The sequence below is a fragment of the Arenibacter troitsensis genome, assembly GCF_900177645.1.
GTDB lineage: Bacteria > Bacteroidota > Bacteroidia > Flavobacteriales > Flavobacteriaceae > Arenibacter > Arenibacter troitsensis.
This window is the reverse complement of the sequence record NZ_FXAO01000003.1, coordinates 470100-486842: the sequence shown is the minus strand read 5'-3', so window position 1 is coordinate 486842 and position 16743 is coordinate 470100. Positions and strand designations below refer to the sequence as shown.

12 protein-coding genes are annotated in these 16743 nt (G+C 41.7%); 3 read left to right on the top strand and 9 right to left on the bottom strand.

The window, feature by feature from the left end; all coding sequences use genetic code 11:
- Positions 1 to 9 precede the first annotated feature (9 nt).
- Positions 10 to 870, top strand: coding sequence for a DMT family transporter (locus tag B9Y87_RS09180; protein WP_085498299.1), 861 nt, complete (start codon positions 10 to 12; stop codon positions 868 to 870).
- 8 nt (positions 871 to 878) lie between these two features.
- Here the strand turns inward: B9Y87_RS09180 and B9Y87_RS09175 are convergent, their stop codons facing one another.
- The 3 genes from B9Y87_RS09175 to panB all read right to left on the bottom strand — a co-directional run bounded on the left by B9Y87_RS09175 (position 879) and on the right by panB (position 3170).
- The gene (locus tag B9Y87_RS09175; RefSeq protein ID WP_085498298.1) at positions 879 to 1403 is read right to left on the bottom strand and encodes a DUF4252 domain-containing protein; all 525 of its coding nucleotides are present in this window, start codon (positions 1401 to 1403) and stop codon (positions 879 to 881) included.
- Positions 1404 to 1572: 169 nt separating this feature from the next.
- Complete coding sequence (locus B9Y87_RS09170) at positions 1573 to 2286, bottom strand: RluA family pseudouridine synthase (protein ID WP_085498296.1); 714 nt, start codon at positions 2284 to 2286, stop codon at positions 1573 to 1575.
- 65 nt (positions 2287 to 2351) lie between these two features.
- Positions 2352 to 3170 (bottom strand): 3-methyl-2-oxobutanoate hydroxymethyltransferase, encoded by an 819-nt coding sequence (gene panB, locus B9Y87_RS09165; protein ID WP_085498295.1) that lies wholly within the window; start codon positions 3168 to 3170, stop codon positions 2352 to 2354.
- A gap of 122 nt (positions 3171 to 3292) precedes the next feature.
- Here panB and B9Y87_RS09160 point away from each other — a divergent pair, with 122 nt between their 5' ends.
- On the top strand, positions 3293 to 3754 hold the full coding sequence (locus B9Y87_RS09160) for a 3-methyl-2-oxobutanoate hydroxymethyltransferase (RefSeq protein WP_085498293.1): 462 nt from the start codon (positions 3293 to 3295) through the stop codon (positions 3752 to 3754).
- A 6-nt stretch (positions 3755 to 3760) separates the two neighbouring features.
- Here B9Y87_RS09160 and B9Y87_RS09155 read toward each other — a convergent pair whose 3' ends face one another.
- The 6 genes from B9Y87_RS09155 to B9Y87_RS09130 form a co-directional block, all read right to left on the bottom strand.
- Positions 3761 to 3952 carry a hypothetical protein gene (locus B9Y87_RS09155; protein ID WP_085498291.1) on the bottom strand — a complete coding sequence of 64 codons (192 nt, stop codon included), beginning with the start codon at positions 3950 to 3952 and terminating at the stop codon, positions 3761 to 3763.
- 46 nt (positions 3953 to 3998) lie between these two features.
- Positions 3999 to 6128 (bottom strand): two-component regulator propeller domain-containing protein, encoded by a 2130-nt coding sequence (locus B9Y87_RS09150; RefSeq protein WP_085498289.1) that lies wholly within the window; start codon positions 6126 to 6128, stop codon positions 3999 to 4001.
- A gap of 10 nt (positions 6129 to 6138) precedes the next feature.
- The gene (locus B9Y87_RS09145) at positions 6139 to 7512 is read right to left on the bottom strand and encodes a DUF3748 domain-containing protein (protein ID WP_217807505.1); all 1374 of its coding nucleotides are present in this window, start codon (positions 7510 to 7512) and stop codon (positions 6139 to 6141) included.
- Between the two features lie 53 nt (positions 7513 to 7565).
- On the bottom strand, positions 7566 to 9806 hold the full coding sequence (locus tag B9Y87_RS09140) for a ligand-binding sensor domain-containing protein (protein WP_085498287.1): 2241 nt from the start codon (positions 9804 to 9806) through the stop codon (positions 7566 to 7568).
- A 1140-nt stretch (positions 9807 to 10946) separates the two neighbouring features.
- Positions 10947 to 12371 (bottom strand): L-serine ammonia-lyase, encoded by a 1425-nt coding sequence (locus tag B9Y87_RS09135; protein ID WP_085498285.1) that lies wholly within the window; start codon positions 12369 to 12371, stop codon positions 10947 to 10949.
- Positions 12372 to 12933: 562 nt separating this feature from the next.
- Complete coding sequence (locus B9Y87_RS09130; RefSeq protein WP_085498283.1) at positions 12934 to 13848, bottom strand: metallophosphoesterase; 915 nt, start codon at positions 13846 to 13848, stop codon at positions 12934 to 12936.
- A 645-nt stretch (positions 13849 to 14493) separates the two neighbouring features.
- Here B9Y87_RS09130 and dnaK point away from each other — a divergent pair.
- Positions 14494 to 16404: a molecular chaperone DnaK gene (gene dnaK / locus B9Y87_RS09120; RefSeq protein WP_072864973.1), complete on the top strand. Its 1911-nt coding sequence runs from the start codon at positions 14494 to 14496 to the stop codon at positions 16402 to 16404.
- Positions 16405 to 16743 lie beyond the last annotated feature (339 nt).

The following is a 16743-nucleotide window of genomic DNA, read 5'->3' as shown; positions in this document are numbered from 1 at the left end:
AAAATATTTTTGAAAAGTAAAAGCCTTCACATCAACCATTTGCTGGAGATTAATCTGGCCATGATTTTTATTAGCACTTCCGGTGCTCTGGGTAGATACGTGCAGCTTCCGGTACCCGTTACCATAGCCAGTAGGGCGGGCTTGGCATTTTTGTTTCTATTGCTCTATTGTAAATGGAAGAAAATATCGTTCCGTATAGCCAAAAAAGATCATCCTATTCTTTTTCTAAGCGGTATCTTTATGGGGGTCCATTGGTTGACCTATTTCTATGCCCTGCAGCTTTCCAGTGTGGCCATAGGTATGTTGTCTATGTTTACGTACCCTATTATAACGGCCTTATTGGAACCATTAATTTTAAAAACGCCGTTCCAAAGAATTCATTTTGTCCTGGGGCTTTTGGTGTTGGCCGGAATTTATTTGTTGGCTCCCGACTTTGAAACCGGCAATTCCAATATTATTGCCGTGGGTCTTGGTGTTTTTTCGGCACTGGCCTACGCCATTAGGAATATTATCCTAAAGTCCAGGGCGGCCCATTACAACGGGTCCTTAATGATGACCTACCAGACTGGCATAGTAGGGTTTATTTTGGCACCGGTATTTTTTATTTATAATGTAGATGCCATTGCAGACCAATGGCCGGCACTGTTAACATTGGCCCTGTTCACTACTGCCATTGGGCATACCCTATTTCTCAATTGTTTTAAGCACTTTAGTATTACTACGGTGAGCATCTTAAGTAGCGTGCAACCGGTTTACGGTATATTGATAGGAGTGGTTTTTCTTTCGGAAATTCCTAGTTGGACTACAGTAATGGGTGGAATACTTATTCTTAGTTCCGTAGTCATTGAGAGTGTAAGGTCTTACAAATAAATTACCTTCTAATTGATAGCGCCGGGAGTATTGGGGTTATACTCCTTTACCAGACTTTCGGTTAGTTTTTCGAACTCATTGTTTTTGGCCATTCCCCTTACTTTAATAGGGTCAAAATTTCCATTGAAGTAGAGGAATGACCCCGTTTTATTATTGTTGTTGAATATGAGAATTTCCTTGACCGAATTTTTGCGTTCCCTTATGGAAACTACGGAACGTTTTAAATCATCATTTTTACGATAAATCTCGATAAAGGAATTTCCGGTAATACCGTTCATTTGTTTGTTAAGGAAATCGGCTCTTGCAGGAGTGGCAACTGGAAACTGCATATACCTTAAGTCTTTGGTGTCGCCTACCAATGCATTAATTTCTGGAGATATATTACTTATAAGGGATATCATAAAATGGGGTACACGGATTGCGGTTACTTGGGCGTCGTTCTTGTGTGCTTCGTAAAAGGTATCTATGGAATTGTAGCTTCCGCAGGAGATCAATAACATTATATTGAAAATAAATAGTGCTGTCTTATCCATGGGAATATTTTTAAGCTGGCCATATGCATAGGGCCTCAGTTAAAGGTAATGAAAATTTAGTTGTTAGGCGAGATTCAAATGTTTCTATGCCTGTTCCAGCCATTTAGGTTGATGTGGAATGCATACTAAAGAATCCTGCCGATACCTCATGGACCAGTGCAGAGGTCATTCACGTGCAGGCGTTCCAAACACTATCTTCGGGGGGTGGTGCTATAATCTGCAACAATTCTCTTTTTACGGGATGTATAAAAGCAAGGCTTCTGGCGTGGAGATGTATGCTTCCGTCTTTATTGCTTCTGTCCGCCCCATATTTTAAATCCCCTTTTATGATACACCCAATAGCGGCCAATTGCGCCCTAATTTGATGGTGTCGACCTGTTTTTAAATCAATTTCCAATAAAAAATAGCGGTCCAGTTGCTTAATTACCTTATAGTCCAAAATAGCTTTCTTGCTATCGGGCACTTCTTTTATATGGCCGTAGGATTTATTCTGCTTGGGATTGCGTTTTAGCCAATGGGTAAGTGTGCCCTTTTCCTTGTCCGGCATTTTATTGACTACTGCCCAATAGGTCTTTTGGGCATCTTTTTCGGCAAACAATTTGTTAAGCCTGGGCAGGGCCTTTGAGGTTTTTGCAAAGACCACAATACCTGTGGTTGGCCTATCCAGCCGGTGAGCTACGCCCAAATAAACGTTCCCGGGTTTGTTGTCTTTTTTCTTGATATATTGTTTTACGACCTCGCTGAGGGGGGTGTCCCCGGTTTTATCGCCCTGCACAATATCGCCCGCTCTTTTATTGATGGCTATAAGATGATTGTCCTCGTATAAGACCTGTAAATTTTCTGGAGTAGAAATTGTTTTTGTGGACACTTGTATAGAATTCATTATCTAGTTCATAGGCCGTCCGCGCAATAAAGGGCAGACCTTATACGGGAATATCTGTTGCCTCTTTAGTATTGCTCCTCGTCGCTAGGGAAGTCCCTCGTTTTTACATCGTCTACATACTTTGAAATGGCATTGCCCATTTCTTCATAAAGATTGAGGTACCTCCTTAAAAATCTTGGATTGAATTCCTGGGTTATTCCCAATAGATCGTGAATCACCAATACCTGTCCATCTACCCCATTTCCTGCACCAATGCCAATAATGGGAATGGAGACACTTTCTGCAACCTCTTTGGCCAATTTTGCGGGTATTTTTTCAAGAACTATGGAAAAACACCCCATTTTTTCCAAAAGTTTGGCATCTTCAATAAGTTTATGTGCTTCTTGTTCCTCTTTTGCCCTTACTGTATACGTGCCAAATTTATAAATGGACTGAGGCGTCAGGCCCAAATGTCCCATTACGGGTATACCTGCATTGAGAATTCTTTTTACCGATTCCTTAATTTCCTGTCCACCTTCTACCTTTACGGCATGGGCTCCACTCTCTTTCATGATCCGGATGGCGGATCGCAAGGCCTCTTTGGGATCGCTTTGGTAACTTCCGAAGGGAATGTCCACCACCACTAGGGCGCGGTTTACCGCCCGTATTACCGAAGAGGCATGATAGATCATTTGGTCCAAGGTAATGGGAAGGGTGGTTTCATGTCCGGCCATAACATTACTGGCAGAATCGCCCACTAATATTACATCCACATTGGCGGCATCGACAATTTTTGCCATAGAATAATCATAAGCCGTTAACATGGATATTTTCTCCCCGTTCTTTTTCATATCAACGAGAGATTTTACGGTAACTCTTTTGTATTCTTTTTTGACAGTGGACATCTATTATATTTTTGGTGGGATAAAAGTAATGATTTGTTCCAAAAATTATGAATCTAGCAATAATTAGTTCCCAAATTTTTATTTTTTAACTATTTTTATGTGATGGTCAAGACCTTATAAATATGCATAATACTAAACTTTTCATTTTGACTTTGTTGATGGCTTTTCATCTTGGCAATGCCCAGAATAATGAGGAAAAAATGGTCAAAAGAACTATTGAAGCCTTTTTTGATGCTTTTCACCAACAGGATTCAATGGCAATTAGGGAAACGGTTTCCAAAGATATCGTACTACAGACCATTGGGAAAGATGCGGATGGGAGGGAAGTAGTGAAAACAGATGATTTCAACCATTTTTTAAAATCGATAGTAGCCATACCCGCTACCACAAAATTTGAAGAAAAAATAATGTCCTATAACATTCAAATTGACGGTGCCATGGCCAATGCTTGGACCAACTACGAATTTTGGGTGAACGATAGCTTTAGCCATTGTGGCGTAAATTCGTTTCAACTATTTAATGACCAGGGCAGTTGGAAGATTATATATTTGATAGATACTAGAAGAAAAGAAGGCTGTGATTAGTAAGTGTTATAGGTGGTCCATGGAGGAAATAAATTTGATCAAGGCTTTGGGCTGATCGGTTTGTATCCCATTATGGGCCCCTTTATGGGCTATGACATAGGTGTTGCCATTTTTTGGGTTGGGCAAGCCGTTCTGGGGGTAGCCATAAGCATGACCCATAAGGACAATGAACAAAACGATTTTAAAGGGCCTCTGCATTGGTTTAATGCTTTAATAACCGCATGGCTAGAGCCAATATGGCGGTCTATGGTTCAATCAGCTTATGGTAGGTGGCCAAATAATAGGGAAGGAGGTAAAAGGTTCCTTCGTGCTCTGCGTACCCATTACCTTCATTGTCGTGGAGTACAAAGGCATCCCTATCCAATCTTACGTGGCCCCTTTCATCTATGGGCAGTGCAAAGGTGTCATTGCCCCAGCCCATATCCGTTGCTTGGCCCGGGGTGGGGTCCAATTGTATATCTAGGCGATGGGTATTGTCCATATCATAACCTATCAGGTCCAATGGGATACGTTGCAAGGTTTCGGTCATATAACGATTGTCCAGGCTACTTTTGTAGTACCTGTCAATGCTAGCTTTGGCAAACAATGGATTTTCTGTAAAAAGCTCTTGCGGCTTAAAAAACCCTTCATCCACCTTTTGGGTAAAAAAACCGGCCATGGCACCATATAGTCCGTCCCAAAAGGCATTTTTTTGTTTGCTTATATGCAGCCAGGCATTCTCCAGGGCAATGCGGTACATGATTTGTCTTTCCGGATTCTTTTCGTAATTAATGAGGCCGTAAAGACTCATTAGACCTAGATTGTTGTCCCAAGGTACTGCATTTTCCGGTGGAAAAAATTCTTTGGCGTGCATGGCGTAGATGTCATAATTTTCCTTTTCGCGCAACATTTCTGCGACCTCATCATATTTGGGATCTCCTGTAACATGGGAGGCGACATTTAAAAAGGAAAGCATCATCATAGCATTGAGTCCGCGTTGGTCCCAGCCCCAAATGGAATTGAAATAGTCGGGATCAAAACTTCCCCAGCGTGTTGGTTTCCCATCATAATCTACCAATTTGAAACCATGTTTTATGAGGTGGTCAGTGACATCGGCGACCACTTGCTTAACGGCATCCTTTTCTTCCTTGGTCTCCGCTATCAAATCGTGATAAATGCCATAATAAAAATAATGTCCGGCCAATTCGTCCGAGCTGGTGTCGCATTTCCATCTATAATTTCCATCCTCACTTAGGGGGAAACGAGGAAAAATATCCTTCCAGAAGGGGTCGTTTTTCTGATGTCTACTATTATATTCCCTACTGTATTGTTCATTGACAGGTTCATGCCAATCCACAGGAATGATCACCCTTGCCGGAAACCCTGGTTCATGGGTTATGTCTACCAACCATTTTAGGGCATAAAAGCTTCTATTGGCCAGTTCCCTGGCCTCCAGGTCCTTGGTAATGGCGTATCGGAAGGCCTGTGCTGCACCGTACATAGCGGTATATTGCCCATCATTATCCGAAATGGCCAATTCGCTGGTGTTAATATTGAATCGTTCGGTAAGCTGGTTTTGACAGATAAAACCCATCCTGTTATGTCTTTCCTCTACCTGTTTTGTAAAATAGGCTGCTTTTTCGGGGTAGGTCATTTCTTTGGAAACAATTTGGGCAATGCCGTTCTTAGTGGCGATCCAGGCGGTACCATCAGTATCAACGGCTATGGCGTTTACATGGTTGTCCGGTAACCATCTGCGGTTTGCCCTGTAGTAAAAAACATTTTCCTCTACCCTGAAAGCTCCAATTTCAGTACCAAACCATACCTCACCTTTTGGGCCTGGGGCTGCACAGGTGAAATGATTGTATGGCACTCCCTCCTTACCGGTAAACAGTGTCCATTTACCATTTTCCAAATAACCCATGCCTTGTTTGGCACCAAACCATAGTCGGTTTTTTGTGTCCACTGTCAAGGCTGCCACCTCTTTCAAGGCCCAACTATAATTGGAGTCGGAGGGGAGCTCTTGCTTCCATTTATTGTTGCCAATTTTAAAAAACAGGCCGTTTTCACAACCCACATAGGTGATATTCCTATAATTTGTTGTGCTAAGGACCTTACCGGCCTCCTGGGGTATGCCCTTATATTGGGGTAGCACTTTGGAAGAATTATTATTATTGCTTAAAATCCATTTGGAATTCTTCCATTCATATTGCCCCGATGAGGTAGTTGCGATAGGGATATTACTAATAATTGATATTTGTTCAATATTGCCTTGGGGGAGCCCCATAGAAATGTTGTTGATAAAGGCAACATCCTGATAAAACGAGGTTTCTTGGGCACAGACTTCAAAGGGAAAATGAAGGATCAAGGCTAATGCAAATAGTATTCTATACATATTGATTTGATTAAAGTTCGATGACAAAAATTTGCATTGTTGGAGTATTCCCGTCTTTGGAAACCATTCGGTTATAGGCTATTTTATGTCCGTCATGGGACCAAACCGGATTTTTAGGTGGATTTTGTGTTGGTTTCGTCAGGACAGTATTTTTACCTTCTTCAATATTTAAGCCCACTAAAGAATTCTGCCATACATACACTAATCTATGGTCTTTGGGATGCCAGCGAATGCCGCCTTGAACATCCGATTCATGGAAAGTACGTTGAATGGGCTCTCCCCCCCATGGTGAGATGGTGAATATCTGTTTAATATTATGGTCATCTTTGGCAATATAGGCAAGCATACTTCCGCCGTAGGAGGAACGGACAATGCCTTCGCAACCGGGGTATTTGTTATTGGCCGTGTAGGTTAATCTTCGTTGCCGAGTTCCTTTTGGGGGAGCTGGCAAGTTGGTTTCGGTACCCTCAAGGGCAGCCTCTCCCGGAATGCTAATATCTTCCGGGATATCCACTATATACACTTCATCTACCTGTTCCCTATTTTGCTCTGTTGTTGTGCCAATAAAGGCCCTTGCCCTTTGTGTAGCGCCATCGGATTTTAGGTAGCCGGAATGTCCCACCCAACTGTCACCAGCTGCCCTACTTATTTCATCAGAACCAGGAACGGGATTTGGTACTACTTTCACTACCAGGGCACTAAACCATTCCCCTGAAAAATTCTCCCCGTCTTGGGATTCAGGAACGGATATTGGGTGATTTTTTTTGGAAACCCCTATGGTTCTAAGATTATGGGTAAGGCCGGTAGAATCCTCCAGTTTTTTCATAATGGCATCGTTATAGGTATACCCTATCCATTCTCCGTCGCCACTAAATTCATGTCTATGGGTACCCCCGCGCAAAGCGCCCACCGTAAACGGGAAGGAAATGTCCCTAGCATCCATAAAAATGGGCTTTCCGGGCTGGTCATCCTTAATGATTACCCCGGTCCGTCTCCATTGTTCATAAGGTTTGTCCGACGTACAATTTAATAATCCATGTATAAAAACCACCTCATTGTTGGTATGGCTATAGCTCACAGCTCCCACGCCGGGACCATAGGCCCTGTTTTGTTTTAGTTCGTACAAAACCATTTTTTCGCCGGTTTCCACATGTACCTTTTCAATCTTTCCATTGGCCCCAATACCACCGGCCTCGGTTCGGGTGTCATATACCAGCCATTTATCGTCCGGAGAAAAATTGTCGTTGTTGTCCAGGTCATGGTTATAAGTGAAATCTTGGGTAATCTGCTTTTCCATTTTATAATTGCCTTTTCCACAAGCACTAAAAAGTATGGGTGTCATGAAGAGAAGGAGTATTGGTTTACTTTCTAAATTTAGTTTCATGAGTTTTTTTTGGGCGTCCATACTATTGTACTTGTTTCTATTATATTCAATTTTCAATCCATTGTTTGAGGAGCACTTATAACCCCTAAATACCTTCCCATCCAGTAGGGGAGCAGCCAGATATCACCTGCCGAAAATTCCTCTGAGCCATTTCTACCTCCATCCAATGTAAACATATTGGCGTTATGCCTTTGTACACGACGCTCGTCGGGAGGTAATACCTCTGCCGTTGTCTGTTCCCTAAAATTAGGTTCTACAAATGTAATATCTTTTCTATGGCTATTATTGACCTCCCAGGCTACCATATCCATGGGGTGCTCCCTAAGATACCAAGCCGCTTCCTCCAAGTCGAACTCTTGGGTCCCGGTTAGGGCCGTCATAATGTTCCAGGCGCCTTCTTTTTCGGGCCTTTCAATTTCCCAATGGTCAATGATAGCTTCCTTGAATTTTGTTTTTAAGGTGTCGTTAAAGGCATATCTGTATAAGCCCCAATAGCCTACAAAGTACATTTCATCATCGGAGTGGTTCCAGGATTCGGATAACATTTTACTCCAATCATCGGCATCGTCCGGAGCCATGGCAACATCTTTCATGGGCCACATTAGATTGTCCAAATACCCGTGGTTATCCATGAGATCAAAGGCTTTTTCCTTGTATTTTTCCTTGCCGGTAAAATGATATGCCGTTTGCAGCATGCCTATAATATTGGAAGCATTTATTTTTCGGTCTCCCACCATTTTGGGTCGGGCATTTACGTATTCTGGGTTCCAACGGCCCCAGGTAGTGGGTTTACCATCATAGTCTACCATATACATGTCATTTCTTACAATATGACTCATTAGGGTATCAATAAGGACTATGGCACGATCTTTAAGGTCGTTGTCCATTATTTCTGCCATAGCGCCGTAGGCAAAAATGTGCCCAATGGCCTCATCGCTACTGGTAGTGGATTTCCAATCCCATTCCGGATCACTGCTATGTTGCCATCTGTCAGGATCATGTAATTGATTTATATACCCACTTCGTTCAAAAGATCTGGAAGGAAATCCTGGTACCGGGTTAATGCTAAACAATCTCTCCATAGCATCCATAGCTTCCCTACAGTTTTGAAGGGCGTCTTCGGATTTGGTCACTGAGTACCGAAAAACCTGTCCAGCCAGGTACATGGTAGTCCATAGTCCGTCGTTATCGGAATCCGATAGTCGGCCCGTATCAAAATTACCATTGTCCATATCCACTAGAGTTGCATTGAACCCCAGTCTTATATGTCTGTCCCGTACTTGTTTTTCATAATATAGGGCCTTGTCATATAGGGTCATTTCCTCAAAGACTATTTGCCCAAGGCCGGTATCTGTCAATATAAGGATGGAACCATCGGTACCTTTGGAAATATGTTTAACGTTGTTGCTGGGCATCCAACGTTTTCCATAGTAGTAACTAAATTTACCATCCTCTTTAAGCTTAAAGGCACCTTTAGTAGAACCAAACCAGAGATTTCCGTCAATTAGGTTTACATAATTGATTTCCGTCCAGGGCAATTGGGTCTTTTTATCCCCAATTTGGTTTCCGGAAGTGGCATCTACTTCATAATATCCATCCAGGGTGGTCAATATCAATGTATTGTCTACCAGGGCGAAGGAGGTAAAATTATTTCCTTCATAGACAGTTTTAAGGGTTTTATCCTTGGGATTGAAGTGGTTGATGGATTTTTCTCCCAAAATCCAGAAGGAATTGGTTTTTTGGTCGAATTTGATGGAAATGGTTTTATCCTTGGAAGTGGAGCCCTGCCAGCCGCTATTATTTTTGGAAACATATTGAAGCGATGGTCCATCGCTGATCAAGAAATCGAAATCGGTTCCGGCAGTAAAAATATTCGCTTTGGGAAGGGTGTGTTTTAGGTAAAGGCTTCCGGCCCAGGCGTTGCTAAGTACCGCCTTGTCATCCAAGTATACAAACTGGTCTTGATAGACGGTCATTGCGGAAATATTCTTGTCGGTCAATGGGCGGTAGGTTTTGTCCTGTAAAAGGACACCTGGATAAAGGAATTGCCCATCGTGGGTACGTAAAATTCCGTCTGAAGAAGAGACCTGAATTACTCCATTACGGTCCATATAAGTTTCGAAAAGTAACAGGTCATTCTCCTGTTTGTCATATTTAATGCTGTAATCCTGTAGATAGGGAACATCTTTATAAACAGGCAATGATGTTGCGGTAGTTTCCTTTTTCGGGGATTCTGAACAGGATATGCCCACTAAGAGTACGATGAATAATAAATTGCGAAAGCTTTTTCTCATGCCGATACATATTTTTGGTTGTAATGGAACAGGCGGTCTGTAAGGAAATCATTAATAGGTATAACCCAAATAAAGGTATTACAGCCCTGTACAAATAAACCTTATTTGAGTGTATTGGACCTCCTATATTTTACATGATTTACATCATATATTGACTTAATTATTCATTTCTTAATTAATTTTTAAATAAAATGTTAGAATAATTGAAATTTTGTACGTGACCGCTTATGTGGTTTAATGTATCAATGTACCAATGAATCCAATTGAAAATTAGATGATGTGAAAATTTGAAAATGAAGCAATGTGTTAATTTGATAATGTACCAATGGATTAATGTACCAATGGGGTAATGTATCAATTTGGGAATTGGTTAATTTGAAAATGTAGCATTAGGGTAATGTAGCAATGCATTAATTGGTAATATGGTGATTTGATGATTTGACAATGAGGTAATGTAATAATGAGGTAATGGATCAATTTGATAATTTGGTGATGAGTAATGTAGAAATGTACCAATTAGGTAATGTATTAATAAATCAATTTGGAAATTGGTTAATTTGATAATTTGAAAATGGGTTAATGTAGTGATGGGTTAATGTGAAAATGTACCAATGGGGTAATGTATCAATTTGGAAATAGCATTGACGATAGTAAAGGCTCCTCCCTTGTGAGGAAGGGAGGTGGCTTCGCCATAAGCGAAGACGGAGGGTTTTGAAAGCCCAGGTCTTGGAAAGAAACACACCCCCTGCCTGCGGCAGGCAGGCTAACCTCCCGGTTAAAAGTGGGACAGGCTCTCTCAAGAGGGGAATTTGTTTGGCGCGAAGATTATAGACTCTAGCGTCGGTTCGAGTGCTTCTCGATACAATTTTATTACGCTCAGCTGCATAAAATCACCCGCCTAAAGGCGGGCAAGCCCGTCTTACGGCCGGGCAAGCTCGAGGTGATGATTTTGAACTTTTGATCATTAAACATTCAATTGGTATTGTTCACTGTAAGAAGCAGGTTGCCGCGCTACGTCTGCCAAACGGCCAGGCAGGCCTACCTATCGGCAGGTAAACTCGCAATGACGACAGTAATCAATGTTGGAGACACAAACTATTGCCTATTGGCTATTGGCTTTTGCCTAAGGACCACTGTGTACTAACAATCACTCAAGTACACTCCAACGGCCAATCCGCCTTCCGAAGTTTCCTTGTATTTTGTGCTCATATCCTTGGCGGTTTCCCACATGGTATTCACCACCTTGTCCAAAGGCACTTTTGCATTGGCGGGGTCGGAGTCCAACGCCAGTTCCGCGGCATTGATGGCTTTTATGGCGCCCATGCAATTACGCTCTATACAAGGTATTTGTACCAATCCACCTATGGGGTCGCAGGTAAGGCCCAAATGATGCTCCATGGCAATCTCTGCCGCCATAAGTACTTGCTCTGGGCAGCCCCCCATAAGTTCTGTCAGCGCGGCTGCAGCCATGGCAGAAGATACGCCAATTTCGGCCTGACAGCCACCCATGGCTGCGGAAATGGTAGCTCCCTTTTTAAAAATACTGCCAATTTCACCCGCAACAAGGAGGAATTGTTTTATGTGTTCAAAATTGGCCTCATGGTTTTCTATGACCATATAGTACATAAGCACGGCCGGTATTACTCCCGCACTGCCATTGGTAGGGGCGGTGACCACTCTACCCAAGGAGGCGTTTACCTCATTGACACTTAGGGCAAAGCAGCTTACCCATTTGAGGATGGAACGGAATTTAACTTCGGTCTTTCTTATGGTAAGCAGCCATTCCTGTGGGGTAGCATAGGGGAGGTCGCCCTTTAATTTTTGGTGGGTGTCGTATGCCCTTCGCCGTACCTTGAGTCCACCGGGAAGGGTTCCTTCGGTATGGCAGCCAATGAACATACACTCCAACATGGTGTCCCAAATATGGTGCAAGCCTTGGTCTATTTCCAAATCGGAACGCAGGGAACGTTCGTTTTCCAATACCAATTGGGAAATGGATTTGTTTTCCTTTTTACAGGCGGCCAATAGGTCCGCTCCCTTTTCAATGGGGTAGGGGAAGGCCTTAAAAACTTCCATTTTCTTTTTGGATCGTTTAAGTTCTTCCTTAACAACAAAGCCTCCGCCAATAGAATAGTAGGTTTCCTTTATTTGTTTGCCATTGGCCAAGTGGGCCCTAAAGGTCATTCCATTGGCATGAAAGGGTAAAAATTCTTTTTTTAATATAATATCCACTTTTGGATCGAAAGGAATTTCTTTGGAATTGTTTAAAAGCAACTTGTTACTTTCTTGAATCCCCTTAATTATTCCGTCAATATTTTCTATGGGAATGGTGACCGGATCTGCTCCTGTAAGGCCCAACATAATGGCCAGATCGGTGGCGTGGCCCTTTCCGGTTAGCGATAAGGAACCAAATACGTCTATTTGGATATGGGTAATGGAAGGGAATAGCTTTTTTTCCAGTAGTTCGCCAATAAAACGCTCTGCAGCCCGCCAGGGGCCCAAGGTGTGTGAGCTGGAGGGTCCGACGCCAATTTTGAGCATGTCGAAAACACTAATGCATTCCATTTTCCAAAAGGTTTATTTTTAGGGTAAATATAGGATTATCTATTGGGAAATGGATCAATTTACCAAGGTGTAATTGGGTTAATGAATTAATTTGGAAATTGATTAATGTATTAATGTATCAATGAATTAATAAGTCAATGTGGAAATGGGTTAATGAATTAATTTGATAATGAGGCTATGACGTAATAGCCAAAAGCCAGAAGTCAAAAGCCAAAAGCGAAGAGTAAAGAAAAAAGAGAAAAGTTAGATGGGTTAATGTGGAAATGAAGGGATAGCCATAAGACAAAAGGCAAAAGGCAAAAGTGAAGAGAAGAGAGAAAAGAGAAAAGTTAGATGGGTTAATGTGGAAATGTACCAATGGGGTAAAGGGGCAATGTGGAAATGGATCAATGGACTAATGCATCAATTTGATAATGTGTTGATGTGATAATTTGAAGATGGGTTAATTTGGAAATTTTTCAATGTGATAATGTAGTAGTTTGGAAATTAATGAATTTGATAATCAACAGTTCTTTCCAAACTGAAGCGGCAGTCTTGTTAGTGTTGTTAATTTGGATGTGGGTTATTTAATTATTAATTTTCTAGAGTGTTCACCGCCATGTCCTTCGATGTATATGATATTCTTTATAATAAATACAGAGGCAAAAGGCGATTGGCTATCGGACTCTACCATCCCTTTAAAGGTAAGGTAATGCACTCCATTTCTAATCAAATAGTCCCCATCATGATTATGTCCGTTAAAATAAAATTTTACGGCTGGATATTTGTCGATAAGGTCCAAGATTTGTTCGCTGTTCCATAAAATTTCGGTGTACTCGTTTCCAGCAATAGGAAAATGGCAGTATATGCCAACTCGCTCATCGTTATTATGAGCTGAGATCAATTCATTTTCCAACCAAACCAATTGCTCTTGACTTATACCACCATTCCAAGCTGGTTTATTATGTGCTTTGGATTGTAACACTTTGGAAAACAGGGAATCTGTTTGTTTCTTTTTATGTTGGCTATATGCACCATGATAACTTAAATCGTTACCGTCAAGGACAATAAAACGCCATTGATTTTCGACAATACTATAATACCTGTCAACCAAGTCTAAACGCTCCAATACCTTCGGTTTAAAAGCATCGGCAACATTGAAATCATGGTTGCCCAGCACGTGATATTTTTTAGAGGAGAGCTTGTTCCAAACAGGTAATATTTTATCGAAACTTGCGAAATCCCTATCAATAAAATCACCGAGATGTATTGTGTAATTTAGAGGTTCGGTATTAAATTGTTCAATAGCGCCTTCCAATTTGCTGAGGGAGTATTTATAATATCGGGATTTATAACTTTCGCATTCACAGTATTGGCAATCCGCTATTATTCCTATCGCAAGATCTACGGTAGGATCAAAATTTATATCATCAGATTGGCATCCTGCCAGGATAATTGTCAAAATTCCAAATACGATGTATCTGATAAATATTTTCATTAAATAACTAAATTAGAAAGAGAAATATAGTAAATATTAAGATTCCAAGGTTAAAATTTTGTTGTTTGTGCTTTTCCCTCGTTCAGAGGTATTTAGGTTTATTGATAATATCTAAAATGATGGTTTATTTCAGAGGTAATTTGCTCCATATTCCAATAGTCTAATTATAACCTAACCCACTCCCTTCCATCCTCTCCTACATCGAAGCCACCTTGTCCTCCCACGGCAAGCGTGGGACAGGCTTAGCCATGGGAAGGGGCACCTAGTTATAAAACTTTCAAATAAAGTATTTAGTCTCGGTTCTAGTATCTAGATTCTAGGTTCCTTTGCTCACTACCCAACCGCAACCTTGAACTTTATAACCTTATAACATTAAACTTTCAACTAAAAATGCATTAGTGATTGCAATGGATAGCTCCCAAAAGGGGACCTTGGGAGGGACAATTTTGGGACTAGGAATGGAAAGCACGACCCCTTGGCATATTTTCGCCAAGGGGGAATGCCCAAAAAAGCAAGCGGAACTGCAATTCTTGGTTAATTTGGAGGAGGGTTCTGACAGCTTGTCATATTTTTTGACATGGCACAATCATTGACTTATTAGACCCGAGTGCTAAAAAGATTTTTCAACACAGTAAATATATAAACATGAGTAAAATTATTGGAATAGATTTAGGAACAACAAACTCTTGCGTTTCGGTAATGGAGGGTAACGAAGCTGTTGTAATCCCAAACGCAGAAGGTAAGAGAACTACTCCATCTGTCATTGCTTTTGTAGAGGGTGGCGAGATCAAGGTTGGAGATCCTGCCAAAAGACAGGCAGTTACAAATCCAAACAAAACCATTTATTCCATAAAACGTTTTATGGGAAATAAATTCTCCGAATCCAGTAAGGAAGCCGAAAGGGTACCTTATAAAGTGGTTAAGGGAGATAACGATACCCCAAGGGTAGATATAGACGGACGTTTGTATTCTCCTCAGGAACTTTCGGCAATGATACTTCAGAAAATGAAGAAAACTGCCGAGGATTATTTGGGACAGACCGTTAGTAGAGCGGTAATTACCGTACCTGCCTACTTTAACGATGCGCAAAGACAAGCAACCAAGGAGGCCGGTGAAATTGCCGGACTTACCGTAGAAAGAATTATAAACGAGCCTACCGCAGCTTCTTTGGCTTACGGGATGGACAAGAAGGATACAGACCAGAAAATAGTGGTTTTCGATTTTGGTGGAGGAACACATGATGTTTCCATCTTGGAATTGGGAGACGGTGTTTTTGAAGTATTGGCTACCGATGGGGATACCCACTTGGGTGGTGATGACGTGGATCAAAAGATAATCGACTGGTTGGCCGATGAGTTCAACAAAGAGGAAGGCATAGACCTGCGTAAGGATGCCATGGCATTGCAACGTTTGAGAGAGGCTGCTGAAAAGGCAAAAATTGAGTTGTCTTCTTCTGCACAGACCGAAATTAACCTTCCATACGTAACCGCTACGGCTTCAGGACCTAAGCATTTAGTACGTTCATTGACCAAAGCCAAGTTTGAGCAATTGATAGATGATTTGGTAAAACGTACTATTGAGCCTTGTGCCACTGCCTTAAAAGCGGCAGGATTAAGCAAGAGCGATATAGACGAAATTATTTTGGTAGGTGGTTCTACCAGGATTCCTGCGGTACAGGATGCCGTTGAGAAGTTCTTTGGCAAGAAACCTTCCAAAGGGGTAAACCCAGATGAGGTAGTTGCCGTAGGTGCCGCTATACAAGGTGGGGTATTGACAGGAGATGTAAAAGACGTTCTTTTATTGGATGTAACACCACTTTCCTTAGGTATTGAAACTATGGGTAGCGTAATGACCAAATTGATCGAGGCCAACACGACCATCCCTACCAAAAAATCGCAGATCTTCTCTACAGCCGCTGACAATCAGCCATCTGTTGAGATCCATGTATTGCAGGGAGAGCGCCCCATGGCAAAGGATAACAAGACTATAGGACGTTTCCATCTGGATGGTATTCCACCGGCACAAAGGGGAACACCACAGATCGAAGTTACTTTTGATATCGATGCCAATGGTATTATAAAAGTATCGGCTACCGATAAGGCTACCAACAAAACGCAGGATATTAGAATTGAAGCTTCTTCAGGATTAACAGAGGAAGAGATCAAGAAAATGAAAGCCGAGGCGGAAGCCAATGCGGAAGCGGATAAGGTAGCTAAGGAGACTGCCGATAAATTGAACGAGGCCGATGGAATGATCTTCCAGACTGAGAAGCAATTGACCGAATTTGGTGATAAATTGTCTGCGGATAAGAAGAAGCCTATCGAGGATGCCCTTGCGGAACTTAAAAAAGCCCATGAAGCCAAAGATTTGGCTTTGATTACTCCGGCTTTGGAAAAGATCAACGAGGCTTGGAAAGTAGCTTCCGAGGAAATGTACAAGGCCCAGGCCGAAGCACAGCAAGGTGCTCCTGCAGGTGGCGCTGATACAGCATCTTCCAACGGAGAGTCCAAAGAAGCCGATAACGTTGAGGACGTAGACTTCGAGGAAGTGAAATAAGGACTTCCCTTACTATAAACAAACCCCTGTCAAGCAATTGATGGGGGTTTTTTGATTTGATGATTTGGAAATGTACCGATTTGAAAATGTACCAATGGAGTAATGAATCAATGTATTAATTTGATAATGTGAAAATTTACCAATGGGTTAACGTGGAAATGGGTTGATTTGATAATGAGTTGATTTGGGAATTTGATGATTGGTTGGTTTGGAAATGGGTTAATGTGGAAATGATGGGATAGCTATAAGCCATAAGGCAAAAGTGAAGAGTAAAGAAAAGAGAGAAAAGAGAAAAGATTAATTTGATAATGTGAAAGTTTACCAATGGATTAATGTAGC

Coding starts and splice junctions, on each gene's coding strand:
- B9Y87_RS09150 (WP_085498289.1), bottom strand. CDS start 6,128: ATGTATAGAATACTATTTGCATTAGCCTTGATCCTTCATTTTCCCTTT.
- B9Y87_RS09145 (WP_217807505.1), bottom strand. CDS start 7,512: ATGAAACTAAATTTAGAAAGTAAACCAATACTCCTTCTCTTCATGACA.
- B9Y87_RS09135 (WP_085498285.1), bottom strand. CDS start 12,371: ATGGAATGCATTAGTGTTTTCGACATGCTCAAAATTGGCGTCGGACCC.
- B9Y87_RS09140 (WP_085498287.1), bottom strand. CDS start 9,806: ATGAGAAAAAGCTTTCGCAATTTATTATTCATCGTACTCTTAGTGGGC.
- B9Y87_RS09175 (WP_085498298.1), bottom strand. CDS start 1,403: ATGGATAAGACAGCACTATTTATTTTCAATATAATGTTATTGATCTCC.
- B9Y87_RS09160 (WP_085498293.1), top strand. CDS start 3,293: ATGCATAATACTAAACTTTTCATTTTGACTTTGTTGATGGCTTTTCAT.
- B9Y87_RS09130 (WP_085498283.1), bottom strand. CDS start 13,848: ATGAAAATATTTATCAGATACATCGTATTTGGAATTTTGACAATTATC.
- dnaK (WP_072864973.1), top strand. CDS start 14,494: ATGAGTAAAATTATTGGAATAGATTTAGGAACAACAAACTCTTGCGTT.
- B9Y87_RS09170 (WP_085498296.1), bottom strand. CDS start 2,286: ATGAATTCTATACAAGTGTCCACAAAAACAATTTCTACTCCAGAAAAT.
- panB (WP_085498295.1), bottom strand. CDS start 3,170: ATGTCCACTGTCAAAAAAGAATACAAAAGAGTTACCGTAAAATCTCTC.
- B9Y87_RS09155 (WP_085498291.1), bottom strand. CDS start 3,952: ATGCAGAGGCCCTTTAAAATCGTTTTGTTCATTGTCCTTATGGGTCAT.